Source organism: Streptomyces sp. NPDC006384, from assembly GCF_042870695.1.
Classification (GTDB): Bacteria; Actinomycetota; Actinomycetes; order Streptomycetales; family Streptomycetaceae; genus Streptomyces.
In genome coordinates this window covers 426,606-453,370 of record NZ_JBIAHR010000002.1, presented here as the reverse complement: position 1 = coordinate 453,370, position 26,765 = coordinate 426,606, and the positions used below count along the sequence as shown (strand labels likewise).

At 72.4% G+C, this 26,765-nt stretch carries 30 protein-coding genes; 16 read left to right on the top strand and 14 right to left on the bottom strand.

Going from position 1 to position 26,765, the window contains the following annotated elements:
* Positions 1-103: biotin carboxylase N-terminal domain-containing protein (locus ACFYOJ_RS04160; protein ID WP_158786612.1), on the bottom strand; the 103-nt coding region annotated here is incomplete at its 3' end.
* A gap of 374 nt (positions 104-477) precedes the next feature.
* Here ACFYOJ_RS04160 and ACFYOJ_RS04155 point away from each other — a divergent pair.
* Complete coding sequence (locus ACFYOJ_RS04155; protein ID WP_356550804.1) at positions 478-957, top strand: hypothetical protein; 480 nt, start codon at positions 478-480, stop codon at positions 955-957.
* On the opposite strand, the gene ACFYOJ_RS04150 is transcribed toward ACFYOJ_RS04155, so the two are convergent.
* From ACFYOJ_RS04150 to ACFYOJ_RS04135, 4 genes are all read right to left on the bottom strand, one after another.
* Entirely contained in the window at positions 926-1,549 is a 624-nt protein-coding gene (locus tag ACFYOJ_RS04150; protein WP_356550803.1) for a nucleoside triphosphate pyrophosphatase, read from the bottom strand. The two genes, ACFYOJ_RS04155 and ACFYOJ_RS04150, sit on opposite strands and share 32 nt — an antisense overlap.
* Positions 1,550-1,578: 29 nt before the next feature.
* A complete protein-coding gene (mmpB, locus tag ACFYOJ_RS04145) occupies positions 1,579-1,707 on the bottom strand; it encodes a morphogenic membrane protein MmpB (RefSeq protein ID WP_356550801.1) in 129 nt (42 codons plus the stop codon).
* A gap of 110 nt (positions 1,708-1,817) precedes the next feature.
* Positions 1,818-2,027, bottom strand: a complete 210-nt coding sequence (locus tag ACFYOJ_RS04140) for an acyl-CoA carboxylase epsilon subunit (RefSeq protein ID WP_356550799.1) — start codon at positions 2,025-2,027, stop codon at positions 1,818-1,820.
* Between the two features lie 9 nt (positions 2,028-2,036).
* Entirely contained in the window at positions 2,037-3,638 is a 1,602-nt protein-coding gene (locus tag ACFYOJ_RS04135; protein WP_356550798.1) for an acyl-CoA carboxylase subunit beta, read from the bottom strand.
* A 111-nt stretch (positions 3,639-3,749) separates the two neighbouring features.
* On the opposite strand from ACFYOJ_RS04135, the gene ACFYOJ_RS04130 reads away from it, so the two are divergent.
* The 5 genes from ACFYOJ_RS04130 to hutH all read left to right on the top strand — a co-directional run bounded on the left by ACFYOJ_RS04130 (position 3,750) and on the right by hutH (position 9,764).
* The gene (locus ACFYOJ_RS04130) at positions 3,750-4,616 is read left to right on the top strand and encodes a biotin--[acetyl-CoA-carboxylase] ligase (RefSeq protein ID WP_356550797.1); all 867 of its coding nucleotides are present in this window, start codon (positions 3,750-3,752) and stop codon (positions 4,614-4,616) included.
* A 202-nt stretch (positions 4,617-4,818) separates the two neighbouring features.
* Positions 4,819-5,964 carry an adenylate/guanylate cyclase domain-containing protein gene (locus tag ACFYOJ_RS04125; protein WP_356550795.1) on the top strand — a complete coding sequence of 382 codons (1,146 nt, stop codon included), beginning with the start codon at positions 4,819-4,821 and terminating at the stop codon, positions 5,962-5,964.
* 145 nt (positions 5,965-6,109) lie between these two features.
* Positions 6,110-6,910: an enoyl-CoA hydratase-related protein gene (locus tag ACFYOJ_RS04120; RefSeq protein WP_356550793.1), complete on the top strand. Its 801-nt coding sequence runs from the start codon at positions 6,110-6,112 to the stop codon at positions 6,908-6,910.
* 76 nt (positions 6,911-6,986) lie between these two features.
* Positions 6,987-8,150, top strand: coding sequence for a sensor domain-containing diguanylate cyclase (locus tag ACFYOJ_RS04115; RefSeq protein ID WP_356550791.1), 1,164 nt, complete (start codon positions 6,987-6,989; stop codon positions 8,148-8,150).
* Between the two features lie 75 nt (positions 8,151-8,225).
* On the top strand, positions 8,226-9,764 hold the full coding sequence (gene hutH, locus ACFYOJ_RS04110) for a histidine ammonia-lyase (protein ID WP_356550819.1): 1,539 nt from the start codon (positions 8,226-8,228) through the stop codon (positions 9,762-9,764).
* 108 nt (positions 9,765-9,872) lie between these two features.
* On the opposite strand, the gene ACFYOJ_RS04105 is transcribed toward hutH, so the two are convergent.
* On the bottom strand, positions 9,873-10,187 hold the full coding sequence (locus tag ACFYOJ_RS04105; RefSeq protein WP_356550790.1) for a hypothetical protein: 315 nt from the start codon (positions 10,185-10,187) through the stop codon (positions 9,873-9,875).
* 109 nt (positions 10,188-10,296) lie between these two features.
* Between ACFYOJ_RS04105 and ACFYOJ_RS04100 the strand changes: the two genes are divergently transcribed.
* Together ACFYOJ_RS04100 and ACFYOJ_RS04095 are read left to right on the top strand one after the other, a co-directional pair.
* On the top strand, positions 10,297-10,716 hold the full coding sequence (locus ACFYOJ_RS04100; RefSeq protein ID WP_356550788.1) for a hypothetical protein: 420 nt from the start codon (positions 10,297-10,299) through the stop codon (positions 10,714-10,716).
* A gap of 220 nt (positions 10,717-10,936) precedes the next feature.
* Positions 10,937-12,184, top strand: coding sequence for an Ig-like domain-containing protein (locus ACFYOJ_RS04095; protein WP_356550787.1), 1,248 nt, complete (start codon positions 10,937-10,939; stop codon positions 12,182-12,184).
* 125 nt (positions 12,185-12,309) lie between these two features.
* On the opposite strand, the gene ACFYOJ_RS04090 is transcribed toward ACFYOJ_RS04095, so the two are convergent.
* The gene (locus ACFYOJ_RS04090; RefSeq protein WP_356550785.1) at positions 12,310-13,209 is read right to left on the bottom strand and encodes a LysR family transcriptional regulator; all 900 of its coding nucleotides are present in this window, start codon (positions 13,207-13,209) and stop codon (positions 12,310-12,312) included.
* A gap of 189 nt (positions 13,210-13,398) precedes the next feature.
* Here ACFYOJ_RS04090 and ACFYOJ_RS04085 point away from each other — a divergent pair, with 189 nt between their 5' ends.
* On the top strand, positions 13,399-13,983 hold the full coding sequence (locus ACFYOJ_RS04085; protein WP_356550783.1) for a DUF6817 domain-containing protein: 585 nt from the start codon (positions 13,399-13,401) through the stop codon (positions 13,981-13,983).
* 47 nt (positions 13,984-14,030) lie between these two features.
* On the top strand, positions 14,031-14,954 hold the full coding sequence (locus tag ACFYOJ_RS04080) for a 2-dehydropantoate 2-reductase (RefSeq protein ID WP_356550781.1): 924 nt from the start codon (positions 14,031-14,033) through the stop codon (positions 14,952-14,954).
* Here ACFYOJ_RS04080 and ACFYOJ_RS04075 read toward each other — a convergent pair.
* Positions 14,923-15,321: an ATP-binding protein gene (locus ACFYOJ_RS04075; protein ID WP_356550780.1), complete on the bottom strand. Its 399-nt coding sequence runs from the start codon at positions 15,319-15,321 to the stop codon at positions 14,923-14,925. The genes ACFYOJ_RS04080 and ACFYOJ_RS04075 overlap by 32 nt on opposite strands.
* Positions 15,321-15,533, bottom strand: a complete 213-nt coding sequence (locus tag ACFYOJ_RS04070) for a hypothetical protein (protein WP_356550778.1) — start codon at positions 15,531-15,533, stop codon at positions 15,321-15,323. Before ACFYOJ_RS04070 ends, ACFYOJ_RS04075 begins: the two co-directional genes overlap by 1 nt.
* Before the next feature lie 115 nt (positions 15,534-15,648).
* Between ACFYOJ_RS04070 and ACFYOJ_RS04065 the strand changes: the two genes are divergently transcribed.
* Positions 15,649-16,548 carry a helix-turn-helix transcriptional regulator gene (locus ACFYOJ_RS04065; RefSeq protein ID WP_356550776.1) on the top strand — a complete coding sequence of 300 codons (900 nt, stop codon included), beginning with the start codon at positions 15,649-15,651 and terminating at the stop codon, positions 16,546-16,548.
* Complete coding sequence (locus tag ACFYOJ_RS04060) at positions 16,484-16,699, top strand: DUF397 domain-containing protein (protein ID WP_356550774.1); 216 nt, start codon at positions 16,484-16,486, stop codon at positions 16,697-16,699. The genes ACFYOJ_RS04065 and ACFYOJ_RS04060 overlap by 65 nt, the downstream gene beginning before the upstream one ends.
* Here ACFYOJ_RS04060 and ACFYOJ_RS04055 read toward each other — a convergent pair.
* On the bottom strand, positions 16,689-17,564 hold the full coding sequence (locus ACFYOJ_RS04055; RefSeq protein ID WP_356550773.1) for a helix-turn-helix transcriptional regulator: 876 nt from the start codon (positions 17,562-17,564) through the stop codon (positions 16,689-16,691). The genes ACFYOJ_RS04060 and ACFYOJ_RS04055 overlap by 11 nt on opposite strands.
* A 152-nt stretch (positions 17,565-17,716) precedes the next feature.
* On the opposite strand from ACFYOJ_RS04055, the gene ACFYOJ_RS04050 reads away from it, so the two are divergent.
* Together ACFYOJ_RS04050 and ACFYOJ_RS04045 are read left to right on the top strand one after the other, a co-directional pair.
* Positions 17,717-18,757, top strand: a complete 1,041-nt coding sequence (locus ACFYOJ_RS04050; RefSeq protein WP_356550771.1) for an NAD(P)-dependent alcohol dehydrogenase — start codon at positions 17,717-17,719, stop codon at positions 18,755-18,757.
* Between the two features lie 196 nt (positions 18,758-18,953).
* Entirely contained in the window at positions 18,954-21,017 is a 2,064-nt protein-coding gene (locus ACFYOJ_RS04045; protein ID WP_356550770.1) for a restriction endonuclease, read from the top strand.
* A 144-nt stretch (positions 21,018-21,161) separates the two neighbouring features.
* Here the strand turns inward: ACFYOJ_RS04045 and ACFYOJ_RS04040 are convergent, their stop codons facing one another.
* Complete coding sequence (locus ACFYOJ_RS04040) at positions 21,162-22,385, bottom strand: FG-GAP-like repeat-containing protein (RefSeq protein ID WP_356550769.1); 1,224 nt, start codon at positions 22,383-22,385, stop codon at positions 21,162-21,164.
* A 354-nt stretch (positions 22,386-22,739) separates the two neighbouring features.
* On the opposite strand from ACFYOJ_RS04040, the gene msrA reads away from it, so the two are divergent.
* Positions 22,740-23,252: a peptide-methionine (S)-S-oxide reductase MsrA gene (gene msrA / locus ACFYOJ_RS04035; RefSeq protein ID WP_356550768.1), complete on the top strand. Its 513-nt coding sequence runs from the start codon at positions 22,740-22,742 to the stop codon at positions 23,250-23,252.
* Between the two features lie 70 nt (positions 23,253-23,322).
* Here msrA and ACFYOJ_RS04030 read toward each other — a convergent pair whose 3' ends face one another.
* Positions 23,323-24,441, bottom strand: a complete 1,119-nt coding sequence (locus ACFYOJ_RS04030) for a hypothetical protein (protein ID WP_356550767.1) — start codon at positions 24,439-24,441, stop codon at positions 23,323-23,325.
* Between the two features lie 97 nt (positions 24,442-24,538).
* Here ACFYOJ_RS04030 and ACFYOJ_RS04025 point away from each other — a divergent pair, with 97 nt between their 5' ends.
* Positions 24,539-25,693, top strand: coding sequence for a cystathionine gamma-synthase (locus ACFYOJ_RS04025; RefSeq protein WP_356550765.1), 1,155 nt, complete (start codon positions 24,539-24,541; stop codon positions 25,691-25,693).
* A gap of 75 nt (positions 25,694-25,768) precedes the next feature.
* Here ACFYOJ_RS04025 and ACFYOJ_RS04020 read toward each other — a convergent pair whose 3' ends face one another.
* Both ACFYOJ_RS04020 and ACFYOJ_RS04015 read right to left on the bottom strand, forming a co-directional pair.
* Positions 25,769-26,026, bottom strand: a complete 258-nt coding sequence (locus ACFYOJ_RS04020) for a hypothetical protein (RefSeq protein ID WP_356550763.1) — start codon at positions 26,024-26,026, stop codon at positions 25,769-25,771.
* Positions 26,023-26,562, bottom strand: coding sequence for a sigma factor-like helix-turn-helix DNA-binding protein (locus ACFYOJ_RS04015; RefSeq protein WP_356550761.1), 540 nt, complete (start codon positions 26,560-26,562; stop codon positions 26,023-26,025). The genes ACFYOJ_RS04020 and ACFYOJ_RS04015 overlap by 4 nt, the downstream gene beginning before the upstream one ends.
* Between the last annotated feature and the right edge of the window lie 203 nt (positions 26,563-26,765).

The window sequence follows — 26,765 nt, the reverse complement described above, 5'->3', positions numbered from 1 at the left end:
CCGGGTCCGCGTAGACGGCCACGCTCGCGATCCCGGCGTCCCGGCAGGCCCGGGCTACGCGGACAGCGATTTCGCCACGATTGGCGATGAGCACCTTGCGCACGATTGAGGCTCCCTCCTTGAAACAAGCCGAGTTTAGGGACTGCCGACACGGCACTTCGACCCGTCCCCAATGGTGAGCTTGCCCACACGGAGCGTGATTCGAGGCCCGCTCGACCCGCGAAGGCCCTTCCAGTACCGCGGTACGCAGGACTCCTCGGGGAAACCCTAGCCCCGTCGTGTGGTCAAGGTCTCTGTCAGGGCATGCCGCGCGCCACTCGGTTTCTTTGTGGAGTCCCTACTAATGGCCCAACGTTTCTTTGCCCGCGCGCGACCCCTTGCCGCGAGGTTTACCGGTGAGTAGCGTTCCTGGGGTCTCGAACGTACTTGGGGTAACAGCCGCCCGGTGCGGCAGCGGGCGAAGGTGGGTGGGGGCCGGTGACGGTGCGCAGGCCGGTGGCGTGGACCGTGGCGGTCGTGCTCTTCGCGGAGGCCCTCGGCGTCGTCGCGCTGAACTGGCTCCTGGGGACCGTGGTCGACCGGCAGGACATGTCCCTGGCCGGCCTCGACCCGGAGGCGATGGCCGTCTCCTCGAAGATCGGCGGGATCGTCTTCGGGCTGTACTTCGCGCTGTGCGCCCTGGCCGCCCTGCTCGTGGCGCTGCGCGACCGTCCGCCCGCCGGGCCCGGCCGGACGCTGCTGATCAGCGCGGCCGTGGTGCACGGGCTGCTCGGGGCCTTCGCGTGGGGGCTGGTGGGCCGGGGCGCCTTCCTGTTCATGGTCGCCGTGCTCGGCCTCGTCGTCCTGCTGCTGATGACCTACGACGACCGGGAGGCGCCGGTCACCGGGACGCCCGGGGACGGCGCGGACGGCGACGGCTCCCCGGTCACCCCTCCGCCGGCGCCCACAGCTCCGTGATGCCGACCCCGAGCACGGCCAGGAGCCGCCGGACCAGGGGCAGGCTGATGCCGATCACGTTCCCGTGGTCGCCCTCGATGCCGTCGATGAACGGCGCCGAACGGCCGTCCAGGGTGAAGGCGCCCGCGACGTACAGCGGCTCGCCGGAGGCGACGTAGGCGGCGATCTCCTCGTCGGACGGCTCCCCGAAGCGGACGACGGTGGAGGCGGTGGCCGAGACGTGGCGGCCGGTGGCCGTGTCCCAGACGCAGTGGCCCGTCTGCAGCGTGCCCGCCCGGCCGCGCATCGCCTTCCAGCGGGCGGTGGCCTCCTCGGCGTCGGCGGGCTTGCCGAGGGCCCGCCCGTCCAGGTCGAGCACCGAGTCGCAGCCGATCACCAGCGCGCCGTGCACCTCGGGCCTCGCGGCCACCACGGAGGCCTTGGCCTCGGCGAGGGCGAGGGCCAGCTCGGCGGGGGTGGGGGCGGTGACGGCGTCCTCGTCGACACCGCTCACGATCACCTCGGGCGCCAGCCCGGCCTGGCGCAGCAGCCCGAGCCGGGCGGGGGACTGGGAGGCGAGGACGAGGCGGCGGCGCGGCTGCTGGTCTGTCATGCGGCCAGGGTAACGGCGGCGCGGACGCCCTACCGCAGGCCCGCCACGATCATCGCGAACACCATGGCCAGCGCCAGGAGGACACTCAGCCGCCGCAGCATGTCCTGCGTGTCGCGCAGTTCCTCGGGCGGCTCGTTCTCGGGGTCGGACCACAGCATGCCACCAGCGTGGGGCTTCAGCGGCAGGGGGCGCCTGAGTAGCGGTACTCAAATGGGCGCCCCCGTTGTCCCTCCGTGCGCGGTTCCCCGCGCCCCTGAGGGCGTTCGCCTCAGCTCGGCCAGTAGGTGCGGCCCCATGACGCCGGGCCCGGGTGGGGCAGGCGGGCCGCCGCGATGCGGGACGGGTCGGACCACGCGTCGCGCGGGCCCTCGGCGCCGGACGGCTCGGCGGCCGCCGTCGCGGCGCGGGCGCGGACCACCGCCAGGGCGGCGGCCAGCTCCTCGGGGGTCGGGTTGCCCCGTACGACCTTGATCGTCACAGCGGCTCCTTACAGGGGGATGTTGCCGTGCTTCTTCGGGGGAAGGGATTCCCGCTTGGTGCGCAGCTGACGCAGGCCGCGGACGATGTGGCGGCGGGTGTCGGACGGCATGATCACCGCGTCGACGTAGCCGCGTTCGGCCGCCGTGTAGGGGTTGAGGAGGGTGTCCTCGTACTCCTGGATCAGCCGGGCCCGCACCGCCTCGGCGTCCTCGCCGTTCGCCTCGGCCTCGGCGAGGACGCGGCGGTGCAGGATGTTGACGGCGCCCTGGGCGCCCATGACGGCGATCTGGGCGGTGGGCCAGGCCAGGTTGAGGTCGGCACCGAGGTGCTTGGAGCCCATGACGTCGTAGGCGCCGCCGAAGGCCTTGCGGGTGATGACCGTGATGAGCGGGACGGTCGCCTCCGCGTAGGCGTAGATCAGCTTGGCGCCGCGGCGGATGATGCCGTCGTGCTCCTGGCCGACGCCGGGCAGGAAGCCGGGGACGTCCACGAAGGTGAGCACGGGCACGTTGAAGGCGTCGCAGGTGCGCACGAAGCGGGCGGCCTTCTCGGACGCGGCGATGTCCAGGCAGCCGGCGAACTGCATCGGCTGGTTGGCGACGATGCCGACGGGCCGGCCCTCGACGCGGCCGAAGCCGGTGAGGATGTTCGGTGCGAACAGCGGCTGCGTCTCGAAGAACTCGGCGTCGTCCAGGACGTGCTCGACGACGGTGCGCATGTCGTACGGCTGGTTCGCCGAGTCCGGGACGATCGCGTCCAGCTCGCGGTCCTCGTCGGTGACCGCGAGGTCCGCCTCCTCGGGGAAGGAGGGCGGCTCGGAGAGGTTGTTGGACGGCAGGTACGACAGGAGCTGCTTGACGTACTCGATGGCGTCCTTCTCGTCGCCGGCCATGTGGTGGGCCACGCCGGAGGCCGTGTTGTGGGTGCGGGCGCCGCCCAGCTCCTCGAAGCCGACGTCCTCGCCGGTGACCGTCTTGATGACGTCGGGACCGGTGATGAACATGTGCGAGGTCTGGTCGACCATCACCGTGAAGTCGGTGATCGCGGGCGAGTAGACCGCGCCGCCCGCGCACGGGCCGACGACCAGGCTGATCTGCGGGATCACACCCGAGGCGTGGGTGTTGCGGCGGAAGATCTCGCCGTACGCCCCCAGCGAGGCCACGCCCTCCTGGATGCGGGCGCCGCCGGAGTCGTTGATGCCGATGACCGGGCAGCCGGTCTTCAGCGCGAAGTCCATGACCTTGACGATCTTCTGGCCGTAGACCTCGCCGAGCGCCCCGCCGAAGACGGTGAAGTCCTGGGAGAAGACGGCGACCGGGCGGCCGTCGACCGTGCCGTAGCCGGTGACGACGCCGTCGCCGTAGGGACGGTTGGCGTCGAGGCCGAAGTTGGTGGACCGGTGCCGGGCGAACTCGTCCAGCTCGACGAAGGACCCCTCGTCGAGGAGGAGCCCGATCCGCTCACGGGCCGTCAGTTTGCCCTTGGCGTGCTGCTTCTCGACGGCGCGTTCCGAACCGGCGTGCGTAGCCTCCTGGATACGGCGCTGGAGATCCGCGAGCTTGCCCGCGGTCGTGTGGATGTCAGGCTGCTGCTCTTCCGGCTCGGACATCGGGATGCGGCTCCCTGCCTGCTCAAAAGGGGGGGACGGTTGGTCGTTCGTAGAGTAGTGGCGGGCCTTCCGATCGGCAGTGCGGTGTTTCCCACACCTAGGGTGGGTTGCATGACGCCCCGCGACGCCTTTGCCTCCTCGTCCAGCCGCTGGTCCGACCTCGACCGGCCGCCGCTCAACGTCACGGCCCTGCGCCGGGGACTGGTACGGGAGGGAGGACTGTGGCGGCAGGTGGACGTGGTGCAGCGCACCGGCTCCACCAACTCCGACCTGGTGGCCCGCGCCGCCGGCGGGAAGGCGGACGAGGGCACCGTGCTCGTCGCCGAGGAGCAGACCGCCGCACGGGGACGTCTCGACCGGCAGTGGTCGGCGCCGGCCCGCTCCGGTCTCTTCTTCTCCGTACTGCTCAGGCCCGCCGAGGTGCCCGTGGCCCGCTGGGGCTGGCTGCCGCTGCTCACCGGCGTCGCGGTGGCGACGGGGCTGTCCCGGGCGGCGGGCGTGGACACCGCCCTGAAGTGGCCCAACGACCTGCTCGTCACCGTCGGCGGCGAGGAACGCAAGGCCGGCGGGATCCTGGCCGAGCGGGCCGGCGAGGACGGTGTGGTCATCGGCGTCGGCGTCAACGTCACGCTGCGGGCGGACGAGCTGCCCGTGGCGCGGGCCGGGTCGCTGGCACTGGCCGACGCCGTGAGCACCGACCGGGACCCGCTGCTGCGGGGGATGCTGCGGTCGCTGGAGGACTGGTACGGGCGGTGGCGGTCGGCGGGGGGCGACCCGGCGGTCAGCGGGCTGCAGGAGGCGTACGCGGCGGGGTGCGCGACGCTCGGGCGGATGGTGCGGGCGGAGCTGCCGGGGGACCGGGCGCTGGTGGGGGAGGCGGTGGCCGTGGACGGGGACGGGCGGCTGGTGCTGGCCACGGAGGCGGGCACGCGGGAGGCGGTGGGGGCGGGGGACATCGTGCACCTGCGGTTGGCGTGAGGTGAGTCCGGGCGGGCCCGGGGCGTTGTGCCGGCCGGCGCCGGGGGACCTCCCGGGCCCTTGGGGCACCGGGGGAGGCACGACTGCCCGCAGACTGAGTCCCGCAGGCTGTGCAGGCTGTGCGGGAGTGAGCTGGGGCACACCTGACGTAAAGTTGGGGCCGGTCGATACCTGACCGTGGCAGATCGGAAGGGCAGCAGGCGTGACCGTCGACGACACGGGCTCCGGCGCGGACGGGGACGGCCGGGTGGACCCCGAGCCCGACCCGGACTCCGCCGATTCCGGAGATGACCCGCTCGCGCTGCGCCTCGAAGGGCTGATCCTGGGAGCCGAGCGCCGCTACACCCCCTTCCAGGCCGCCCGCAGCGCGGGCGTCTCCATGGAGCTGGCCTCCCGTTTCTGGCGGGCCATGGGCTTCGCCGACATAGGCCAGGCCAAGGCGCTCACCGAGGCCGACGTGCTGGCCCTGCGGCGTCTGGCCGGTCTGGTGGAGGCGGGGCTGCTCAGCGAGGCGATGGCCGTGCAGGTGGCCCGCTCCACCGGGCAGACCACCGCCCGGCTGGCCGAGTGGCAGATCGACTCCTTCCTGGAGGGGCTGACCGAGCCCCCCGAGCCCGGGATGACGCGCACCGAGGTCACGTATCCCATCGTCGAACTGCTCCTTCCCGAGCTGGAGGAGTTCCTCGTCTACGTCTGGCGGCGCCAGCTCGCCGCGTCGGCCGGCCGGGTCGTGCAGGCCGGCGACGACGAGGAGATGGTGGACCGGCGGCTCGCGGTGGGGTTCGCCGATCTGGTCGGCTTCACGCGGCTGACCCGGCGTATGGAGGAGGAGGAGCTCGGCGAGCTGGTCGAGGCCTTCGAGACCACCGCCGCCGACCTGGTCGCCGCCCGCGGCGGACGTCTGATCAAGACCCTCGGCGACGAGGTGCTGTACGCCGCCGACGACGCCGGCACGGCCGCCGAGATCGCGTTGCTCCTCGTCGAGACGATGGCGAACGACGAGACCATGCCCGAGCTGCGGGTCGGCCTCGCCTTCGGCACCGTGACCACCCGGATGGGCGATGTCTTCGGTACGACGGTCAACCTGGCCTCCCGGCTCACCTCGATAGCCCCCAAGGACGCCGTCCTCATCGACTCGGCCTTCGCGCAGGAGCTGATCCGCACCGGGGACGCCCCGGCCTCCGAGACGGAGGCGGCCGAGGAGGCCGCGGCGGCGGAGAAGAAGGGCGAGGAGCCCCCGACCTACCGCTTCGCGCTGCGGCCGATGTGGCAGCGGCCGGTGCGTGGCCTCGGCATGGTCGAACCGTGGCTGCTCACCCGGCGGGACGACGACGGCGAACAGCGGTAGGCGGTGGGCGGCAGACGGCGGGCGGCCGGGGATCCCGCGGCCGTCGCCGGGCCGGGGCGGGCACGCCTCCGGCCTTTCCCCGTGCCCTCCGCGCCTGCGATGATCGGGCGGTCGAGTCGTTAACACGCGTTAACCGGAGGGTGTCATGAACGAGGAGCGGTTCGGAGAGTTCGTCCTGGTGCGGCGGCACGCGGACGGGCATGTCGCGGAGCTCGCCCTCGACCGGCCGAAGGCCATGAACGCCGTCTCGACCGCCATGGCCCGGTCCCTCGGCGCGGCCTGCGCGGCACTGGACGCGGACCGGGACGTACGGGTGGTGGTGCTGACCTCCACGCACGAGCGGGCCTTCTGCGTCGGCGCCGACCTCAAGGAGCGCAACTCCTTCTCCGACGCCGATCTGCTGCGGCAGCGGCCGGTGACGCGGGGCGCGTACACCGCCGTGCTGGAGCTGGCGGTGCCGACGGTCGCGGCCGTGCACGGCTTCGCGCTGGGCGGTGGCTTCGAGCTGGCGCTCTCCTGCGACGTGATCGTGGCCGACCGCACGGCGGTGGTGGGCCTGCCCGAGGTGTCGGTCGGCGTGATCCCGGGCGGCGGCGGTACGCAGCTGCTGCCGCGCCGGGTGGGGGCGGCGCGCGCCGCCGAGCTGGTGTTCACCGCGCGGCGGGTGGAGGCCGCGGAGGCGCACGAGCTGGGTCTCGTCGACCGGCTCGTCGACGAGGGGCGGGACCGGGAGGAGGCGTTGGCGCTGGCCTCCCGGATGGCCGCCAACTCGCCCGTCGGGCTGCGGGCGGCCAAGCGGGCGCTGCGGCTCGGGCACGGGCTGGACCTGCGGGCCGGCCTCGAGGTGGAGGACGCGGCGTGGCGGACGGTCGCCTTCTCCGGGGACCGCGCGGAGGGCGTCGCGGCGTTCAACGAGAAGCGGGCGCCGCGCTGGCCGGGGGAGTGACCTCCTGACGGTGCGGCCCCGCCCGTTCGCATCGTTCTTGTCCACGTTCGTGGGCAAACGTCCCTAGCCTGGAGTGATGGGTGAGGACAGGCGGCTCGCGGCCGTGGTGGCGTTGGCACAGGGCATGGCGGCCGCGCACAGTTCCCACGAGGCGTGGCGGGCGGCGGCCGTCGGCGCCTGCCGGGCGCTGGGCGGCAGCTTCGCGGCCCTGTCGGTGTGGGAGCGGGAACTCGGCCGGCTCCGGGTCCTGGTGAACGTGGGCGAGCGGGCCGAGGGCGAGGAGGAGTTCCCCGAGGACGAGTCCTACCCGGTGCACCAGTTCGCGGAGATCACCGAGTTCCTGCACGAGCGCTGGGCCGGGGGCGGCGAGCCCGACGCCTGGGTCGAGACGGCCGAGGGCCCTGCCGCCGGACGTCCCGGGTACGTCCATCAGCGCGTCGCGGCCCTGCGCCGGCGGGGGCGCGGCTGCTGCGTGGTGGCGCCGATCGTGCTGCACGGCCGGGCCTGGGGCGAGCTGTACGTGGCCCGGCCGGTGGGCGCGGCCGTCTTCGCGCGGGGCGACGCCGACTTCGCCACCGTCCTCGCCTCGGTGGTGGCCGCCGGGATCGCGCAGGCCGAGCGGCTGGAGGAGGTGAAACGTCTCGCCTACACCGACGCGCTCACCGGGCTCGCCAACCGCCGGGCGGTCGACGCCCGGATGGACGAGGCCGTGGAACGGCACCGCGAGGAGGGCGTCGTCGTCAGCCTCGTCGTGTGCGATCTCAACGGGCTCAAGCGGGTCAACGACACCCACGGGCACGCCGTCGGCGACCGGCTCCTGGAGCGGTTCGGGTCGGTGCTGTCGCTGTGCGGGGCGATGCTGCCCGGCGCGCTCGCGGCCCGGCTCGGCGGCGACGAGTTCTGCCTGCTGGCGGTGGGGCCGCCCGCCGACGCGGTGGTCAAGGCGGCCGAGGAGCTGTGCCGCCGGGCGGCCGAGCTGGAGCTCGGTGACGGCGTGGCCTGCGGGGTCGCCTCCACCGAGGACCCGGTGGGGCCGGTCCGTTCCGCCCGCCGGCTGTTCCGGCTGGCCGACGCCGCCCAGTACCGGGCCAAGGCCGAGCGGTCGGACCGCCCGGTCGTGGCCGGCCGCGAGGGCCCCGACGATCCCGTCGTACGCCTGGCGGACCAGCCGTCGCGGGAGGAGGACGGGGAGCGGCGCCGGTTCCGCGGGCGGCACTCGCCGCAGGACGGGGATGTGTGACGTATCGGTAAGGGGTGTACCCCAAACTCAGGGGTGACAGCACGGAATTCACTGCGTACGCTCCTGAATATGAATATGCACACTGTGGTGGTGGGGACGTCCAAGGTCACCGCGTCCGACGTCCTCGCCGTGGCGCGCGGCGGCGCACGGGTCGAACTCTCCGAGGAGGCGGTGGCGGCCCTGGCCGCGGCCCGCGAGATCGTGGACGCGCTGGCCGCCAAGCCGGACCCCGTCTACGGCGTGAGCACCGGCTTCGGCGCCCTGGCGACCCGGCACATCAGCCCCGCCCTGCGCGCGCAGCTCCAGCGCAACATCGTCCGTTCGCACGCCGCCGGCATGGGGCCGCGCGTCGAGCGGGAGGTCGTGCGCGCCCTGATGTTCCTGCGGCTGAAGACCGTCTGCTCCGGGCACACCGGCGTACGCCCCGAGGTCGCGCAGACCATGGCCGACGTCCTCAACGCCGGCATCACCCCGGTCGTGCACGAGTACGGCTCCCTCGGCTGCTCCGGCGACCTCGCCCCGCTCTCCCACTGCGCCCTGACGCTGATGGGCGAGGGCGACGCCGAGGGCCCCGACGGCACCGTGCGGCCGGCCGGCGAGCTGCTCGCCGAGCACGGGATCGCCCCGGTCGAGCTGCGCGAGAAGGAGGGTCTCGCCCTGCTCAACGGCACCGACGGCATGCTCGGCATGCTGATCATGGCCCTCGCCGACCTCGACACCCTCTACAAGTCCGCCGACGTCACCGCCGCGCTGACCCTGGAGGCGCTGCTCGGCACCGACAAGGTCCTCGCCCCCGAGCTGCACGCCATCCGCCCGCACCCCGGGCAGGCCGCGTCCGCCGCCAACATGCTCGCCGTCCTCGAGGGCTCCGGCCTCACCGGCCACCACCAGGACGACGCCCCCCGCGTCCAGGACGCCTACTCGGTGCGCTGCGCCCCCCAGGTCGCCGGTGCGGGCCGGGACACCATGGCCCACGCCCGCCTGGTCGCCGAGCGCGAACTGGCGGCGGCGGTGGACAACCCGGTGGTGCTGCCCGACGGGCGCGTGGAGTCCAACGGCAACTTCCACGGCGCACCGGTCGCCTACGTCCTGGACTTCCTCGCCGTGGCCGTCGCCGACCTCGGCTCCATCGCCGAGCGGCGCACCGACCGGCTGCTGGACAAGAACCGCAGCCACGGGCTGCCGCCGTTCCTCGCCGACGACGCCGGCGTGGACTCCGGCCTGATGATCGCCCAGTACACGCAGGCCGCGCTGGTCAGCGAGCTGAAGCGGCTCGCCGTACCGGCGTCGGCGGACTCCATCCCGTCCTCCGCCATGCAGGAGGACCACGTGTCGATGGGCTGGTCGGCGGCGCGCAAGCTGCGCACGGCCGTCGACAACCTCACCCGGGTGATCGCCGTCGAGCTGTACGCCGCCACGCGCGCGATCGAGCTGCGCGAGGGCCTCACCCCGGCCCCGGCCTCCCGGGCCGTGATCGACGCCGCGCGGGCGGCCGGTGTCCAGGGCCCCGGACCGGACCGGTTCCTCGCCCCCGACCTCGCCGCGGCGGACGCCTTCGTGCGTACGGGCGGCCTGGTCGCGGCGGCCGAGACGGTCACCGGGCCACTGCGCTGACCGGACTCCGGGGCCCTGTCGTGCGACAGGGCCCCGGGGCGGGTGACGGCGCCGGAGACGGAAAGATCCGGCGGAAGGTCAAGCTTTCCAAAAGAACGTCAAGCGGAATCAAAATCCCAGGCGTTCACGGCGTACCGAGTAGACGACGAACCCCGCGCCGAGACCGAGGCAGGCGGTGCCGCCGATGACGTACGGGGTGCTGTCGAAGCTGCCGGTGTCGGCCAGTCGGACACCGGCCTCGGTGGAGACCGCCGTGTCCGTGGTCACGACTCTGGCCTGCTCGGTGACCTGCGGCGACGGGCCGGCGGCGGCTGTCGCGGCCGGGGTCTCGGGGGTCGCGTTCGCGGACGGCACGAACCACAGGGCGCACAGCAGACCCCCCGCGGCGGCGGCGGTCAGCAATGGACGGCGAGCGGATGACACGGAATATCGATCCCCTTGTGGCGCTGGCGAATTGGCCGTGTGGGCAGATGTTAGTGAAAGGCGCGGGTCACAGGAAAGTCACGGGAGCCCTCGGCCTTACTCTCCGGGCATGAGCACTCCAGAGACATCACGTTTTGTACGCCTTCGCGTGGACCTCGTCCTGGCGGTCGAGGACGAGGAGGCGGTCACCGGCGCCGCGCTGCAGGCCCTCGCCGGCGACTCCGGGCTGTCCGAGGCGGAGAGGACGGACGCCGAGCGGGCCGTGACCGAGGACACCGCGGAGGCACTGGCCTGCCTCGTGGACCCGTTCGACCTGGTCGGTGAGATGCCCGGCGTCGAACTCCAGCAGGCCTCCTGGAGCAGCGAGCTGATCGACCACGACCCCGGCTCGCCCGTCTGGGACGCCGACGAGGACGACGACGAGGACGCCGATGTCCAGGACGAACAGGATGAGTGGGGCGAGTCGGACGTACCGGGTGGGCCGGGCGATCCGTACGACCCGGAACGCGGGAGACTGGCGGCCGGCTGACGCCCCGTAGGAAAAACGTGACCACCGGGCGGCAACCGCCGCCCGGGGTTTCGCCGTCTCAAGGGGCGCGCCGGCCGGCCCCGTGCCACCCGCCCCTCGCGGTGGACGTGGTATGTCACACACCTGCCTACGGCGGGGAACGGAGGGAACCGGTCGTAGCGTTGAACGTCTTGACGGGGAATCTCGGGGTTCGGAACCGGCGACGATGGAGAAGTGTGTGATGACGGACGGTAAGCGGCGCAGGAACCTGGCGGTGGCGTCCGCACTGCTCGGCAGTGTGCTGGTGCTCTCGGCATGTTCCAGCAATGACGCCGACGCCTCCGGGGGAGGGGAGAGCGGCACCTCGCAGGCGCAGGTCGACGAGGCGGCGGCCAAGAAGACCTCCGAGGCCCAGATCAAGATCACGCCCGGGAACGGCTCGAACAACGCCTCCATCAACAACTCGGCCACCGTCACCGTGAGCAAGGGCACGCTCACCGAGGTCAGGATGACCTCGTCGGACGGCACCGAGGTCAGCGGCCAGATATCCGCCGACAGGACCAGCTGGAAGCCCAGCGCCCAGCTCGAGCGGGCCACCACCTACAAGCTGACGGCGACCGCGCAGGACTCCGAGGGCCGCGCCGCCCACGCGAACTCCTCGTTCACCACGGTCTCCAAGAGCAACAGCTTCATCGGCACCTTCACCCCGGACAACGGCACCACCGTCGGGGTCGGCATGCCCGTGTCGATCAACTTCGACAAGGCGATCACCAACAAGGCCGCCGTCCAGAAGGCGATCACCGTCAACACCACCAGCGGCCAGGAAGTCGCCTGCCACTGGTTCAGCACCCAGCGCATGGACTGCCGCCCGGAGAACTACTGGCAGGAGGGGTCCACCGTCACCCTCAAGCTGGCGCTCGACGGGGTCGAGGGCGCCGACGGCGTCTACGGCGTCCAGCAGAAGACGGTCACCTTCAAGATCGGCCGCAACCAGGTCTCGTACGTCGACGCCGAGACCAAGCAGATGAAGGTCACGCAGGACGGCAAGACGATCCGGACCATCCCGATCTCCGCCGGCTCGCCCGAGAACAAGACCTACGAAGGCCAGATGGTCATCTCCGAGAAGTTCAAGGAGACCCGGATGGACGGTTCGACGGTCGGCTTCACCGACGACGACGGCAAGGGCGAGTACGACATCAAGGACGTGCCGCACGCCATGCGCCTGTCCACCTCCGGCACCTTCATCCACGGCAACTACTGGGGCAAGGGCATCTTCGGCACCGCCAACACCAGCCACGGCTGCGTGGGCCTGGCCGACGTCAAGGGAGCCAACGACCCGAACACGCCGGGCGCCTGGTTCTACGACAACTCCCTCATCGGTGACGTGGTCGTCGTCCAGAACACCGGCGACAAGACCATCGCCCCGGACAACGGCCTCAACGGCTGGAACATGGACTGGGCCCAGTGGAAGGCGGGTTCGGCGATCTGACGCCGAACACCCCGTCCCACCCCACGACTTCACGCCGGACGCCCGCCGCCCCTTCCCGGGGCGGCGGGCGTCCGGCGTCTTTCGGGGGCTCCGCGCGGGCCGCCGTCCTCGTGGCCGGGGCTTCCTCACCCGAGCCTTTCCACGCAGTCACGGGCGACGGAATCGGCGAAGACCCGGGCGAGCGGAGGCAGCGCGTCCCAGCGGCGTACGGCCCAGCCGACGGTCAGGGGAGGCAGCGCCGGAACGGGCACCAGGCGCAGGGGTCCCTCCCCGGCCGACGCGAGCAGCCCCGGCACCGCGGGCACGACGGCGTGCCCCAGACCGAGCTCGGTGAGCAGCAGGGCTGTGTCCCAGTCGGCGACGCCGGTGCCGGAGCCGGCCCTGACGCCCAGCTCGGCGAAGGCCTCGTCCAGCACACCACCGGAACTGGAGTCGGGCGGCAGCCGGACGAGGGGGAGGTCCGCGAGGTCGGACACGTCGACGTGCAAGCGGCCCGCGAGCGGGTCGTCGGCCCGGACGGCGAGCACCCAGGGCAGGTCGACGACCGGCCGCTGCTCGATCCCGCGCACCGAGTCGGAGATGGTGATCCAGGCCAGGTCCAGGTCGCTGGAGAGGAGGGCGTCGAAGCAGGCGCGGCTGGAGGTACCGGTCCGGAACTCCAGGCCCACCTCGGGGTAGCGTCGGCGGAAGCGGACGATCGCCCCGGCCATGAAGTGCCGCACGGTCGTCCCGCCGGTCGTGACCCGCACCGACCCGCCGCGGCCGTCGACGAGATCCCGGAGGCGGCGCAGCGCGAGGTCGAGCCCGGTGATCCCGTCGGCGGCGGCCTCGTACAGGATGCGTCCCGCGGCGGTGGGCACGACTCCGCGGGGCCGGCGCTCCAGCAGGCTCGCGCCGGTCTCCCGCTCCAGCCGCTTCACGTGCTGGCTCACCGCCGACTGCGTACAGGTCAGGTCCCGTGCCACGGCGCTGAGGTTTCCGGCCCGGCACACCGCCACGAACACGCGCAGGTCTTCCAAGGTCACCCGGCCAACATACCCAAGTGTTTCCTTGGGTGTTGACCAGAGAATCCCAGGATTGACTGGGGTCGGCGGGGCGGTGAGGATCATCGCGTGGCCCAGGCGGCAACCCGTCCGGCGTCTTCGCCGGGAGCCGGACCGGGCGGACGCGTCGTACGGGTGCCGACCTGCCACCTGCCGAAAGGACCCGGGCCTGTGACCACTCACTCCGCTGCCGCCGACCGGGCTGTCGCGTTCCTGCGCCGGCTCGGCGCCGACGGCATCGCCCATCCCGGAGGAACCCTCCTTGCCCACCTTCAGCGTGTACAGGCCCGGCTCGCCACGTGGGAAGCACGCACCGCCCTCCAACTCGCGGGCCTGTGCCACGCGTTGTACGGAACCGACGGTTTTCCCGCAGCGCTGCTGACTCTCGACCGCCGTGCCGACCTGGCAGCCGTGATCGGCACCGAGGCCGAAGCCGTCGTGTACCTGTATGCCTCGTGCGACCGAGCCGTCACCTACCCGGCCTTCTCCGACGCCGTCTTCCGTGACCGGTTCACCGGCCGTACGTACCGGCCGCCCGGGCAACTGCGCCGCGACTTCGCCGAGCTGTCGGCCGCCAACGAGATCGACCTCGCCCATGCCGACCCCGCCTTCCGTGAGAAGTGGGGGCCCGAACTCATGAGCCTGTTCGCCCGGTTGCGGGACCTGCTCAGCGACGCCGCGTGGCTCGACTGCCGCACCGTTCTGGGCACCCCGTCGCAACCGGCTCTCCGGGAACGAACGCGGCGTACGCGCTGACGTGACACCCGCCCACCGCAACCCGGCAGGCCGAAAGGTCTTTCACCGTGACCATCCCGCACATCCGGCTCGACGAACCCTCCCCCCGTCCCTGGACCGTGGCCGTTCTCGGTCCCGGCGGAGTCGGCGGGCTGCTGGCCGCGCTGCTGGCCCGCGCGGGGCACCGGGTGATCTGCCTCGCGGGCACCGCCACGGCCACCGCGCTGCGCGGCACCGGACTCCACGTGCGCAGCGCGGAGTTCGGCGACTTCGCCACCCCGGTCGAGACGGACACCGAACTGCGCGAGCATGTCGATCTGTGCCTGGTGACGGTCAAGAACACCCACCTGGAGGCGGCCCTGGAGAGGGTCCCCCGCGACATGCTCGACGGCGGGCTCGTCCTGCCGCTCCTGAACGGCATCGAACACCCGGCACAGTTGCGCCGGCACTTCGGGGAACGCCGGGTGGTGGCGGGCGCCGTCCGGGTCGAGTCCACCCGGATCGCCCCGGGGAGCATCGAACACGGCAGTCCGTTTCTCGAGATCGACCTGGCCGGAACGACCGAACGACTCGGGGAACTGGCCAAGTGCCTCCGGGCCGCAGGCGCGACCACCCGTGTGGTGGCCGACGAGACGACACTGCTCTGGAGCAAACTCGCCTTCCTGGCCCCCTTCGCGTTGCTCACCACGCGCTACGGGCTCCCCATCGGCGGTATCCGCGAGGAGCACGGCGAAGAGCTGAATGCGCTCCTCCAGGAGGCGGCGGCTGTCAGCGAGGCCTGTGGCGCTCCCGCCGACGTCGCGAAGGCATCGGCGCTGTACGAGGCGTTCCCGCCCGGCGCCAGATCCTCGATGCAGCGAGACGCCGAGGCAGGGCGCCCGCTGGAACTGGACGCGATCGGCGGTGCCCTCCTGCGCGCCGCCCACCGGCATGGTATGACCGTCCCCGTCACGGCCCGGCTCATGGGCGACCTGAGCCACCTGATCCGCTGAGCGGGGAGGAGGGCTTCTCCTCCACCTCGCACCAGACGGTCTTGTGGCCCGGGCCCTGCTCCACGCCCCACCGCAGCGCCACTGCGTCGAGGAGGGCAAGACCTCGGCCGGACTCGTCCGTAGGACCGGCCGATCCGAGGAGAAGGGGCAGGGCGCGCGGGTCGGGATCGGTGATCTCCACGCGCATGTGACCGGTGCCAGAGTCGAGGACGCGAACGGTCACAGGGGTGCCCTCACCCACGTGGTCGACGACGTTCGTCAGCAACTCGCTCGCGCATAGGCGGACGTCGTAGCCGTGGTGGCGGAGAAGGTGACGCAGTTCCGGTACGGCCTTCGGTGTGGCGAGCATGCTGAGTTCCAAGGTCATCACGGAGCCGCCTTGCGGAGGATGTCCGTGAGCGCGCGGGCGGTGGCGATGTTGCAGTTCCCGAGCGCGATGAGGCCGGCAGGCTGTGCGTAGCTCCCGGCGAAGGCCGGCAGGTCGACGCGGAGGGAAGGCAGCCTGATGCCGTGGAGGGTGAGCGCCGCGCGCAGCTCCTCCACGCAGCGGACCATGTCGTCTTCTTGGCGAGGGGGCATGAACGGGGACCTTTCCGTGTTCTCTCTGTGACGAACTGCTCACACAGTGACGCCCGGCGTCCTACCGTGAAAGGGATCTCGCGTCGGCAGTCCGGAGTGCGGAAGAGGAAGCGCCATGGCGCAACGCAAGGACATCGACGGCTCGACGAGCGTCCCGACCTTCTACGGCAAGGAGTTGAGGTTCCAGCGGGAGCGGGCCGGGCTCTCGCTGGAGGCGCTGGTGGAAGGCAGCTTCTACGGCAAGTCACATCTGAGTGACATCGAACGCGGGGAACGACGGATGCCGTTGGACCTGGCCCGGCATGTGGATCTTGTGCTGAAGACGGATGGGTTCTTCGAGCGGCGGTGCGAGGACGTGCGGAAGGCTCGCAGGAGCCCACACGCCGCGTACTTCGAGAAGGCGCTGGAGGCGGAGCGGCACGCCGAGTCCATCGAGCTGTGGTCCCCCAGCACCTTCCCGGGGCTACTCCAGACCGCCCCGTACGCGCGGACACTCGTCCGCGCGGCCCACCCGAGAGCATCCGATGAGGCGGTCGAGGAGAAGGTGAGGGCCCGGCTCGGTCGCGCCAGCCTTTTCGAGGACGACCATTCCACCCCGGACTACTGGGCGATCCTGCACGAGTCGCTGCTCCGTGACCCCATCGTGCCGCCTGACGCGATGGCCGGGCAGCTCGACCGGATCGTGGAGCTGGCCGAGCGGCACCGGATCACTCCGCAGATCGTTCCGCGGAAGTGCGGCGCGTATCCCCTGATGGCCGCCTCCATCATGGTCATGACCTTTCCCGACGCGCCGCCTCTCGTATACACCGAGGCCTCCTACAGCGGGGACACCATCGACGATCCGGCCCTCGTGAAGCAGTACCGCAAGGCATACGATCGGCTCAGGGCCGTCGCTCTGTCACCGGAGACGTCCCTGGCCATGATCAAGGCGGCGGCAGAGGGATACCGAAATGGCGAGCGACCGGATCGACTTGAGCGAAGCGCTCTGGACCAGGAGCAGCTACAGCAACGGTGACGGCGGGGAGTGCGTCGAGGTCGCCGAAGGCATCCCCGGCCTTGTCCCTGTCCGGGACTCCAAGGTCCCCGAGGGCCCCGCACTCGTCCTCACCGCCCGCGCCTGGGCCCCCTTCGTCGCGGCGCTGCGCCGGGGCACGCTCACGGAGTGAGGGAAACCGTCGCGTCCGTTCCCCGGCCGGCCAGCAGGCGCAGGGACTGGGACGACGGGGAGCCCGGTTCGGCGTGGTAGGTGACGAGTGACTGTTCCTCGTCGTCGACCAGGCGGAACGTCTCGAAGGAGAGGGTCAGTTCACCGGCCAGCGGGTGCCGCATCCGCTTGACGCCGTGGCTCTTCTCCTTGACGTCGTGCGTGGCCCACAGCCGCCGGAACTCCTCGCTCTTCACGGACAGTTCGCCGACCAGCGCGGACAGCCGCGGGTCGTCCGGGTGCCGGCCCGCGTCCATGCGCAGGAAGCTGACCATGTCGGACGCCTTCTGGTCCCAGTCGGCGAACAGCTCGCGGTACTCCGGGTTCAGGAAGACCAGCCGCGCCCAGTTCCGTTCCTGGGGCGGCAGCGCGCCCCAGTCGCCGAAGAGGGCGGCGGCCGACCGGTTCCAGGCGAGGATGTCCGAGCGGCGGCCCGACACGTACGCCGGCACCGTGTCGAGCTGCTCCAGCAGCTGGAGCAGTGCCACCCGCACCGGCTGCTGGGCCCGCGCCGCCGACCTCCGCCCGCGCTGCTGCTTCGGCTTGGCGAGGTGCGTCAGATGCGCGTGCTCGGCGTCGGTGAGCCTGAGCGCCCGGGCGATCGAGTCCAGGACCTCCGCGGACACGTTCCGCCCGTTGCCCTGCTCGAGCCGGGTGTAGTACGCCACGGACACCCCGGCGAGCTGTGCCAGCTCCTCGCGGCGCAGTCCCGGGACCCGGCGGTGCCGTCCGAAGTCCGGCAGCCCCACGTCCTGCGGCTTCAGCCGGGCCCGCCGGGTCCGAAGGAACTCGCTCAGTTCGGCACGCCGGTCCAGCTGTCCATCCATGCCCTCCAGTATTCCCGGTCGTACGCACAGGAGGCTGTCCCCGCCGGTGGTAGGCACGCTGTACGTAGGCACAGCCGTGGTCTGGGTGGCGGGCGCCGCAGGCGGCAGGGTGAACACCGCACACTCCTCCACGAGAAACCCGGAGATCCGGCATGACCACTGTCGCCGCGTACGCAGCACCCGCCGCCAAGGCTCCGCTGGAGCGCACCACCATCGAGCGGCGCGAGGTGGGCGAGCACGACGTCCTGATCGACATCAAGTTCGCCGGCATCTGCCACTCCGACATCCACCAGGTCCGCGAGGGCTGGGGCGAGGCGATCTTCCCGATGGTCCCCGGCCACGAGATCGCCGGTGTCGTCGAGGCCGTCGGCCCCGGCGTCACCAGGTTCAAGGCCGGCGACCGCGTCGGCGTCGGCTGCCTCGTCGACTCCTGCCGTGAGTGCGAGAACTGCAGGGCCGGCCTGGAGCAGCACTGCCTCAAGGGCAGCGTCGGCACCTACAACGCCGTCGGCTACGACGGTGAGCCCACCTACGGCGGCTACTCCCAGAAGGTCGTCGTCGACGAGGCCTTCACCGTCCGCATCCCCGACGGGCTGGCGCTCGATGTGGCCGCGCCGCTGCTGTGCGCGGGCATCACCACGTACTCCCCGCTCAAGCACTGGGGCGCGGGTCCCGGCAAGAAGGTCGCCGTCGTCGGCCTGGGCGGCCTCGGTCACATGGGCGTCAAGATCGCGCACGCGATGGGCGCCGAGGTCACCGTCCTGTCGCAGTCGCTGCGCAAGAAGGACGATGGTCTGAAGCTGGGCGCCGACCACTACTACGCGACCAGCGACGAGAAGACCTTCCAGGAGCTGGCGGGCACCTTCGACCTGATCCTCTCCACGGTCTCCGCGCCGCTGGACCTCGGCGCCCACCTCGGCCTGCTCAGGACCGGCGGCGCCCTGGTGAACGTCGGCGCACCCGAGGAGCCCGTCTCCCTGAACCTGTTCTCGCTGATCGGCGGCAACAAGACCCTCGCCGGGTCCATGATCGGCGGCATCGCCGAGACCCAGGAGATGCTGGACTTCTGCGCGGAGCACGGCATCGGCGCCGAGATCGAGCTGATCGCCGCGTCCGAGATCAACGACGCCTACGAGCGGGTCCTCGCCAGCGACGTCCGCTACCGCTTCGTCATCGACACGGCGACGATCTGACACCACCGGGGGCGGGCCGGTCTCCGCGGAGGGCGGTGACGGCCGCCGGCCGCGGCGGCCGGTCCGCCCGGGGCACGTGCGGGCCGGGCGGTGCCTTCGACGAGTGGATGTGCCGGGCGGCGACCGCTGGATAGAGTCGCCTCGTCACACCCGGTTGTGGGGACAGCCGGAGCGCCTCGGGGAGGGCCTGCCGCACATGAGTCGTCGTTCCACCGGTCTTGTCGGTGTCTGGGCCGAAGTACAGCGGCAGCAGCAGCGCCAGTCCGAAACCGAGGCCGGGCGGCGGAGACAGGAGGAACAGCAGGCACGCTCCTACGCGCGACGGGCCGCCCAGAGCCGCCGCGAGTACAAGCAGGCGGAAGCCACGCGCCGTACCGACGAACTGGACGCACGGGTGGCGGCGCTGCGGGGACTGCTCGCCGCCGGATGCCAGTCCCCGCCGTTCCGGGCCTCCTCCCTCCTGCGCGCGGAGGAGATACCGCCCTTCGCCCCGGGGCCCCTCGCGCAGCCCGTGCCGATGCCGGACCCGAACCACTACCAGGCGCAGGGCGGCGGCTGGACCGCCGGCCGCCGGGCCCAGGCCCAGGCGGAGGCACGGGCGCGGTTCGAGCGGGACTGGTACGCCGCCCAGGCCGCGGAGGCCCACCGGCAGCATCAACTCGCCTCCTACGAGCGGGAGTACCGGCAGCAAGCCGATGCCCGGCTCGCCGAGATCCGGCGTCACAACGCCGGTGTCGTCGCGGTGACCGAAGGCGTCGGACGCGGGGAACCCGACTCCGTGGTCGAGTACTTCTCCGCCGCTCTCTACTCCTCGGCGGCGTGGCCCGAAGGCTTCCCGCGCCAGGTCGCGGCGGCGTACGACCCGGCGGCCCGGCAGCTGGTGCTGGACTGGGAGCTGCCCGGTCCCGGCGTCGTCCCCGAGACCAAGGCGGTCCGGTACATGTACGCGGCGGACCAGTACAAGGAGACCCCGCGGCCGGTGACACAGCGCCGGAGCCTGTACAAGGAGGTTCTCGCGCAGTGCGTGCTGCTCGTCCTGCACGAGCTCTTCGCCGCGGACGAGTCCGGCGCCCTCGACTCCGTGGCCCTGAACGGCTTCGTGGACGGCCACGACCCCTCGACGGGCCGGCCGGGCCGGATCTTCCTCACCACCGTCATGGCGACCCGCACCGCCTTCCGTGACCTGCACCTGGCCCAGGTGGACGCGGTCAGCTGCCTCACCGGCGCGCTGCGCGGGCAGCTCTCGGCGCGGCCGGACCAGCTCGCCTCCGTACGGCCCGGCCGGCAGCCGCAGGAGGTGGGGCACCGCGTGGTCGCCCACGGCGGCGACGAGGACCCGGACCTGTTCGGGATGGACCCGATCGCCTTCGAGGACCTCGTGGCCGCGCTCTTCGAGGCGATGGGCATGCAGGCGGTGACGACCCAGCGCTCGAACGACGGCGGTGTGGACATCAGGGCGCTGGACCCGGCGCCGATCCGGGGCGGCCAGATCATCGTCCAGGTGAAGCGCTACCGGAACACGGTGCCGCCCGCCGCCGTGCGCGACCTGTACGGCACCGTGCAGGACGCCGGCGCCAACAAGGGCGTCCTCGTGACCACGTCCGGGTTCGGGCCCGGCTCCTACACCTTCGCCAACGGCAAACCGCTGGAACTGATCACGGGCGCCGAACTCGTCGATCTGCTGCACCGGCACGGGCTGCGCGGACGGCTGGGGCAGGCCGGCGGCCGGGCCGCGGCCCGGCCGGCTCCGCCCGCCCCGCAGCCCTCGGCGCCGGACGACTACAACGTCCTCGGCATGTCCTGGTCGGGAAGCGTCGCGCTGGACGTGTGCGCCCTGGTCTGCCGGGGCGAGCGCGTCCTCGGCGACGACCACTTCGTCTTCTTCAACAATCCGCAGACCCCGGACGGTGCCGTACGGACCCTGCCCGCCACCGCCCCCGACAAGGCGGCGATCTGCGTCTCCTTCGACCGGCTGCCGGACGACGCCGACCGCTTCGTGCTCGTGGCCGCCGTCGACCCGGAGGCCGACCCGGAGGCCGACCTGTCGGGTTTCACGGACGCCCGCATCCGCCTGCTCGACCCGGCGATGACCGAGCTGGGCCGGCTCGAGGTCTCCGACGGCCGGCCGGGCGAGACCGCCCTGGTCCTCGGCTCCTTCCGCCGCAGGGCCAACGGCGACTGGGACTTCGTCCTGGGCGGCAGGGGCTACCCGGGCGGCCTGGAGGAGCTCGTACGGGACTTCGGGATCGAGGTCGAGTAGGCGACGGCGCGGCCGGCCGGCCGCGCCGGCACCGGCCCCCGGTCGTCGGGCGGCTCGCGGAGCGGGGAGCGGAGGTGCTCGCGGCCGGGTGGGGGAAAGGCCGGGCCGGTCCGCGAGGCTCCGTTGCGTCCTGTCGCCGCCGGGCTAGCAGAAGCCGTTGAGGCCCCACCATTCGCCGTCGGCGCGCTCACCGGTCATCAGGGAGCCGGTGTCCCTGGTCCGGTAGGTGACCAGCCAGCCCGGATTGCCCCGGAAGCCGTCGATCACGTACTCCTCGTTGGTCACCGCGGCGAGGTCGGGACGCCCGTCGCCGGAGAAGTCTCCGACCGAGATCAGGTTCGCCATGGCGTTCCAGCCGCCGGTGCCGACGAGCGTGCGGGAGCCGAGGGTGCCGGTGGAGGTGCCCGGGTAGAGCCACAGCTTGCCGGTGGACTTCTCGCGGGCGTAGAGGTCGGGGCGGTTGTCGCCGGTCACGTCGCCCATGCCGACGAGGGCGTTCATGGCGTTCCAGCCGCCGGTGCCGATGAGCGTGCGGGAGCCGAGGGTGCCGGTGGAGGTGCCCGGGTAGAGCCACAGCTTGCCGGTGGACTTCTCGACGGCGATCAGGTCGGAGCGGCCGTCACCGGTCAGGTCGCCGAAGGCGGTGATGTGGTTCATGCTGTTCCAGCCGCCGGTGCCGATGAGCGTGCGGGAGCCGAGGGATCCGGTGCCGGTGCCGGGGTAGAGCCACAGTCTGCCGGTGGCGGCCTCGCGGGCGATGACGTCCTCGTGGCCGTCCCGGCTGAAGTCGCCGTGCCGGGTGAGGGCGCTCATGGTGTTCCAGCCGCTCTTGCCGATGAGCCGGCCGGTCGTGTCACCCGGGCCGAACCAGAGCCGTCCGGCCTCGTCGCGGGTGATCAGGTCGGCCTTGCGGTCTCCGTTCATGTCCCCGAAGCCCTGGGTCTTCGGGGAGGTCCCGGAGATCCAGCGCGGAGAGGCAGGCTGGCTGCATTCGCGCTCGGTGCCGACGAATCTGATCGAGCTGGTCGTCGCGACCGGGTCCCCGTTGAGCTCGCCGGGTGTGTTCGGCTCCTGGGCCCAGTAGCCGCCCCAGGGCACGTAGTCCTTGTCCTCGTAGACACAGGCGACCGACTTCGTGCGGTTGACGTAGGAAAGGATCCTGTTGTCCCAGCTCCCCAGGTCCGCGACGCTCTTGTCCGTCTTCCACATCGATCCGGTGGCGCTCTCGCCCGACCAGCCGCAGAAGTAACCCGCCGGGCAGTCGTACGAACTCGCCGCTGCCGGGGTGGCGTGCGCGACGGTCAGACCGGTACCGGTGAGCGCGGCGCCGACGAGCGTCGCCATGCCCCGGATGAAACGTTTCCGCATGTGTGGTGCTTTCCTCCCGCTTCCTGTGCGCCGGAATCCGTACCGCCCCCCTGGGCAGCCGCTCCGGTTCCTGTGGCGACCGTCCGGCGCAGGTCAGGTGATCGTAGAGCAGAACCGGTGCCCCGTACGGCAGTTGTCGGTCCGCGCCGAGGGTGCCGCGACGGGGCCGGGGAAAGCGGCGGGGCGAGAGGCGGGCCGCCGTCCGGGAAGAGACCGCGGCAGTGGTCGCGGAGCCGGCCGGACGGGCGTGGAATCGCCGGGAACCCTCGTGTGTTGAGGTGGGTGGGCACCGGTGGCGGTGGTGTGCGCGCCGGCCGCCCGCACGACAGAACCGAGAGATTGTGGAGGGCCGCGATGGCCGCGCAGACGCAGAGGGCCGTACTGGCGGGCGGATGCTTCTGGGGGATGGAGGAGCTGATCCGCCGGCTGCCGGGCGTGACCGCGACCCGGGTCGGCTACACCGGGGGCGACGTGCCGAACGCGACGTACCGCGACCACGGCACGCACGCGGAGGCCGTCGAGATCCTCTTCGACCCCGAGCGGACCGACTACCGCACGATCCTGGAGTTCTTCTTCCAGATCCACGACCCGACCACGAAGAACCGCCAGGGCAACGACATCGGCCTCAGCTACCGGTCGGCGATCTACTACGTCGACGACGAGCAGAAGCGGATCGCCGAGGACACGATCGCGGACGTGGACGCCTCCGGGCTGTGGCCGGGCAAGGTCGTCACCGAGGTGGAGCCGGTCGGGCCCTTCTGGGAGGCCGAGCCGGAGCACCAGGACTACCTGCAGCGTTACCCCGACGGCTACACCTGCCACTTCCCGCGCCCGGGATGGCGGCTGCCCGCCCGCACCGAGGGCTGACCGCACGGCGCCCCGGCCCGGAGAGAACCGGGCCGGGGCGCCGCCTTCGGCGGGAGCGGCCGTACGCGGCTCAGCGGGGCAGCGTCGCCGGGCTGCCGCCGTTCGCCTCGTACCCCGCCACCGCCAGGGCGCGGTAGACCGCGAACTCCGCCGCCGGGTCGGCCGACAGGATCCACGGCAGGGCGCCCACGTGACCGTCGACGACCATCAGCTGGTTCATGGCCTCCGCCCAGCGCTCGGCGCGGACCAGGAAGAACACCAGCAGATGACGCACGTGCGCCTGCATCGGGTCGTCGGGGCGCGCCGAGTGGACCGCGTGCAGGGCGCCGTGGATCGCCTTGGTGACGACCTCGCTCTGGTAGAAACCGCTGACCAGATTGACCTCGGGCAGGTGCTCGAAGACCGCGAACAGCGGCATCGCGGCCAGCAGCGACCCCCGGGGCGCGCGGGCCGCGGCGGCCTCCGCGAACGAGTACGCCAGCTCGCGGGACCCGTGCCACTTCTCGCACCAGTAGTGCAGGGCGGCCAGGTGCGCGCCCATGTGGTTCGGCGCGCGGTCCAGGATCTTCAGCCACAGCTGCTCGAAGTCCTCGCGCGGATACCCGAGCCCACGGGCCACCGACAGCTCGACGATGTACGGGACCGGGTCGCCGGGGGCCAGCAGCGCGGCCTCGCCGCACGCGGCCCTCGCCTCCTCCATGATGATCCGGAACTCGTCCGTGCCCGGCGTCGCCGTCCGCCACGCCTGCTGCACCAGGAACTCGGCGTGCACGGCCGCGCCGCCCGCGTCCTTGGGCGCCTGGGACCGCCATGCCCGCAGCCACTGCCCGCCCGGTGCCCCGCCGTCCCCGCCGGGCCGCTGCGCCAGCTCCAGCGACGCGGCGCCCGCGAAGGCCTGCACGCGCTGCCAGCGGCGCTCGCCCTCCGCCTCCGTGCCGGCGAGGAGCTGCTGCGCGCCCCGGTGGTCCTGCGTGCGCTGCACCAGGTCCAGGACGTCCAGCAGGTCCTGGTCGGGACCCGGCATGCGGATGTCCAGCTCCTCCTCGCGGGCGAAGCCGTAGTTCGCGGGGTCCGCGGCGTCCGGGTGGCCGGGCGGGACCAGGCCGACCGCGCCCCGGCGGCGCCGCAGCAGGGGTAGCAGCACGAAGCCCAGCATGACCAGGGCGATCAGGACCCAGAGAATCTCCATGTCACCAGCGAACCAGACGGCGCCGACAATTGGCCAACCTGCGCCGTGGGCCTGTGGAGAACGCGCGGGGCCGCCGACGGCACTACTCTCGGTGCGCATGAGCGACAGGCACATCAGTCAGCACTTCGAGACACTCGCGATCCACGCGGGCAACACCGCCGACCCCCTGACGGGCGCGGTCGTGCCGCCGATCTACCAGGTGTCGACCTACAAGCAGGACGGCGTCGGCGGCCTGCGCGGCGGCTACGAGTACAGCCGCAGCGCCAACCCGACCCGTACCGCGCTGGAGGAGAACCTCGCCGCCCTGGAGGGCGGCCGCCGCGGTCTCGCGTTCGCGTCCGGACTGGCGGCCGAGGACTGCCTGTTGCGCACGCTGCTGCGCCCCGGCGACCACGTCGTCATCCCCGACGACGCCTACGGCGGCACCTTCCGGCTCTTCGCCAAGGTCGCCACCCGCTGGGGCGTGGAGTGGTCGGTGGCCGACAGCGCCGACCCCGCCGCCGTACGCGCCGCGATCACCGACCGGACCAGGGCGGTGTGGGTGGAGACCCCGTCCAACCCGCTGCTCGGCATCACCGACGTCGCGGCCGTCGCCCAGGTCGCCCGGGACGCCGGAGCGCGGCTCGTCGTCGACAACACCTTCGCCACGCCGTACCTCCAGCAGCCGCTGGCGCTCGGCGCGGACGTCGTCGTGCACTCCCTGACCAAGTACATGGGCGGCCACTCGGACGTCGTCGGCGGTGCGCTGGTCGTGAACGACCAGGAGCTGGGCGAGGAACTGGCGTTCCACCAGAACGCGATGGGTGCCGTCGCCGGCCCCTTCGACTCGTGGCTGGTGCTGCGCGGCACCAAGACGCTGGCGGTGCGCATGGACCGGCACAGCGAGAACGCCGGCAAGGTCGCCGAGATGCTCACCCGGCACCCGCGCGTGACGCGCGTGCTCTACCCGGGGCTGCCGGACCACCCCGGGCACGAGGTCGCCGCCAAGCAGATGCGTGCCTTCGGCGGCATGGTCTCCTTCCGTGTCGAGGGCGGCGAGGAGGCGGCCGTCGAGGTCTGCAACCGCGCGAAGGTGTTCACGCTCGGCGAGTCCCTGGGCGGCGTCGAGTCGCTGATCGAGCACCCCGGGCGGATGACGCACGCCTCCGCGGCCGGTTCGGCGCTGGAGGTGCCCGCCGACCTGGTGCGCCTGTCGGTCGGCATCGAGAACGCCGACGACCTGCTGGAGGACCTCAAGCAGGCACTCGGCTAGCACCGCCGGTACCGCGGGGCCGGCCCTCGGCCGGTCCCCGGCCCGGTGGCGGGGCCGGTCCCGTCCGGCCACCGGTCACCAGCCCTCCCATCCCGTCACCGGGGGCGTCGTCTCCGAAGGCGGCTGTTCCCAGGGCCGGACGGTCAGCGCCCACACCGCGAACGCCACGGCCGCGGCGCACAGCACCAGCCACACCAGCCGGCGGGCCGCGGTCCTGCGCCGCAGCTTCCGGCCGCCGAGGCGCAGGGCGTCCGCGTACAGTTCGGGCGGTACCCGCGGCGGCGACCGCTCCAGGATCCGCCGGGCGGCGGCCTCGCGTTCGAGTCTTTTCACCGGCGGCCCCCGGATCCCCGCGCGCGGGTGCCGGACACGGCGTCACCGCTCCCGCCGCCGGGCCGGCGGCCCCGGCCGGGGGGACGCAGCAGGGCGGACACCGCGCGGTCGTGGAGCGCCCGCACGCGTTCCACGGGCAGCGCCAGCAGCGCGGCCACCTGTTCCTCGGCGACCCCCTCGTACACCCTGAGCACCAGGACCAGGCGTTCCTGCGGGGTGAAACCGCCGAGGGCGCCCGTGGGGCGCCGGCGGCCGGGGAGGAGGGCTCGGCCGCGGTGGCGCCAGGCCTCGTGGGCGAAGCGGACGGCCAGGTACCGGCGGGCGTGCTGGTAGGGGTCCTCGCCGCGCAGGCCGTCCCAGCACGCGTAGGTGTGCGCGAGGGAGAGGACGGTCAGGCGCCGCGCGCGCGGGTTGTCTGCCGGATCCTCCGCCGTGAGCAGGGAGGCGGTGTGCAGCAGCCGGCCCGCCGTGCCCGCGGCGAACTCCTCGAACTCCCGGTCCCGGCGGGCGTCCTGGAGCGCACGCTGTTCCCGCACCGCGCCTCCCGCCTGATGGGCGACACCTGTGGCCTCACCACGAGGCCCGTGGCCTCTCCGCGAGGAGAAGAGGGGGCAGCCGCGCACGTGGACGTGTTCTGCCGGATGTGCGGGCCCCGGTCTCATATCAGGGCAGGGGCGGCCCGCCGGTCAAGAGGCCGGCGCCGTACACCTGGGAACGCCCGGCGAGGTCCCGCGTGGCC

Coding starts and splice junctions, on each gene's coding strand:
- hutH (WP_356550819.1), top strand. CDS start 8,226: ATGCACACTGTGGTGGTGGGGACGTCCAAGGTCACCGCGTCCGACGTC.
- mmpB (WP_356550801.1), bottom strand. CDS start 1,707: ATGCTGTGGTCCGACCCCGAGAACGAGCCGCCCGAGGAACTGCGCGAC.
- ACFYOJ_RS04120 (WP_356550793.1), top strand. CDS start 6,110: ATGAACGAGGAGCGGTTCGGAGAGTTCGTCCTGGTGCGGCGGCACGCG.
- ACFYOJ_RS04055 (WP_356550773.1), bottom strand. CDS start 17,564: ATGGATGGACAGCTGGACCGGCGTGCCGAACTGAGCGAGTTCCTTCGG.
- ACFYOJ_RS04065 (WP_356550776.1), top strand. CDS start 15,649: ATGGCGCAACGCAAGGACATCGACGGCTCGACGAGCGTCCCGACCTTC.
- ACFYOJ_RS04060 (WP_356550774.1), top strand. CDS start 16,484: ATGGCGAGCGACCGGATCGACTTGAGCGAAGCGCTCTGGACCAGGAGC.
- ACFYOJ_RS04030 (WP_356550767.1), bottom strand. CDS start 24,441: ATGGAGATTCTCTGGGTCCTGATCGCCCTGGTCATGCTGGGCTTCGTG.
- ACFYOJ_RS04115 (WP_356550791.1), top strand. CDS start 6,987: ATGGGTGAGGACAGGCGGCTCGCGGCCGTGGTGGCGTTGGCACAGGGC.
- ACFYOJ_RS04135 (WP_356550798.1), bottom strand. CDS start 3,638: ATGTCCGAGCCGGAAGAGCAGCAGCCTGACATCCACACGACCGCGGGC.
- ACFYOJ_RS04040 (WP_356550769.1), bottom strand. CDS start 22,385: ATGCGGAAACGTTTCATCCGGGGCATGGCGACGCTCGTCGGCGCCGCG.
- ACFYOJ_RS04070 (WP_356550778.1), bottom strand. CDS start 15,533: ATGCCCCCTCGCCAAGAAGACGACATGGTCCGCTGCGTGGAGGAGCTG.
- ACFYOJ_RS04095 (WP_356550787.1), top strand. CDS start 10,937: ATGACGGACGGTAAGCGGCGCAGGAACCTGGCGGTGGCGTCCGCACTG.
- msrA (WP_356550768.1), top strand. CDS start 22,740: ATGGCCGCGCAGACGCAGAGGGCCGTACTGGCGGGCGGATGCTTCTGG.
- ACFYOJ_RS04100 (WP_356550788.1), top strand. CDS start 10,297: ATGAGCACTCCAGAGACATCACGTTTTGTACGCCTTCGCGTGGACCTC.
- ACFYOJ_RS04130 (WP_356550797.1), top strand. CDS start 3,750: ATGACGCCCCGCGACGCCTTTGCCTCCTCGTCCAGCCGCTGGTCCGAC.
- ACFYOJ_RS04050 (WP_356550771.1), top strand. CDS start 17,717: ATGACCACTGTCGCCGCGTACGCAGCACCCGCCGCCAAGGCTCCGCTG.
- ACFYOJ_RS04025 (WP_356550765.1), top strand. CDS start 24,539: ATGAGCGACAGGCACATCAGTCAGCACTTCGAGACACTCGCGATCCAC.
- ACFYOJ_RS04045 (WP_356550770.1), top strand. CDS start 18,954: ATGAGTCGTCGTTCCACCGGTCTTGTCGGTGTCTGGGCCGAAGTACAG.
- ACFYOJ_RS04075 (WP_356550780.1), bottom strand. CDS start 15,321: ATGACCTTGGAACTCAGCATGCTCGCCACACCGAAGGCCGTACCGGAA.
- ACFYOJ_RS04150 (WP_356550803.1), bottom strand. CDS start 1,549: ATGACAGACCAGCAGCCGCGCCGCCGCCTCGTCCTCGCCTCCCAGTCC.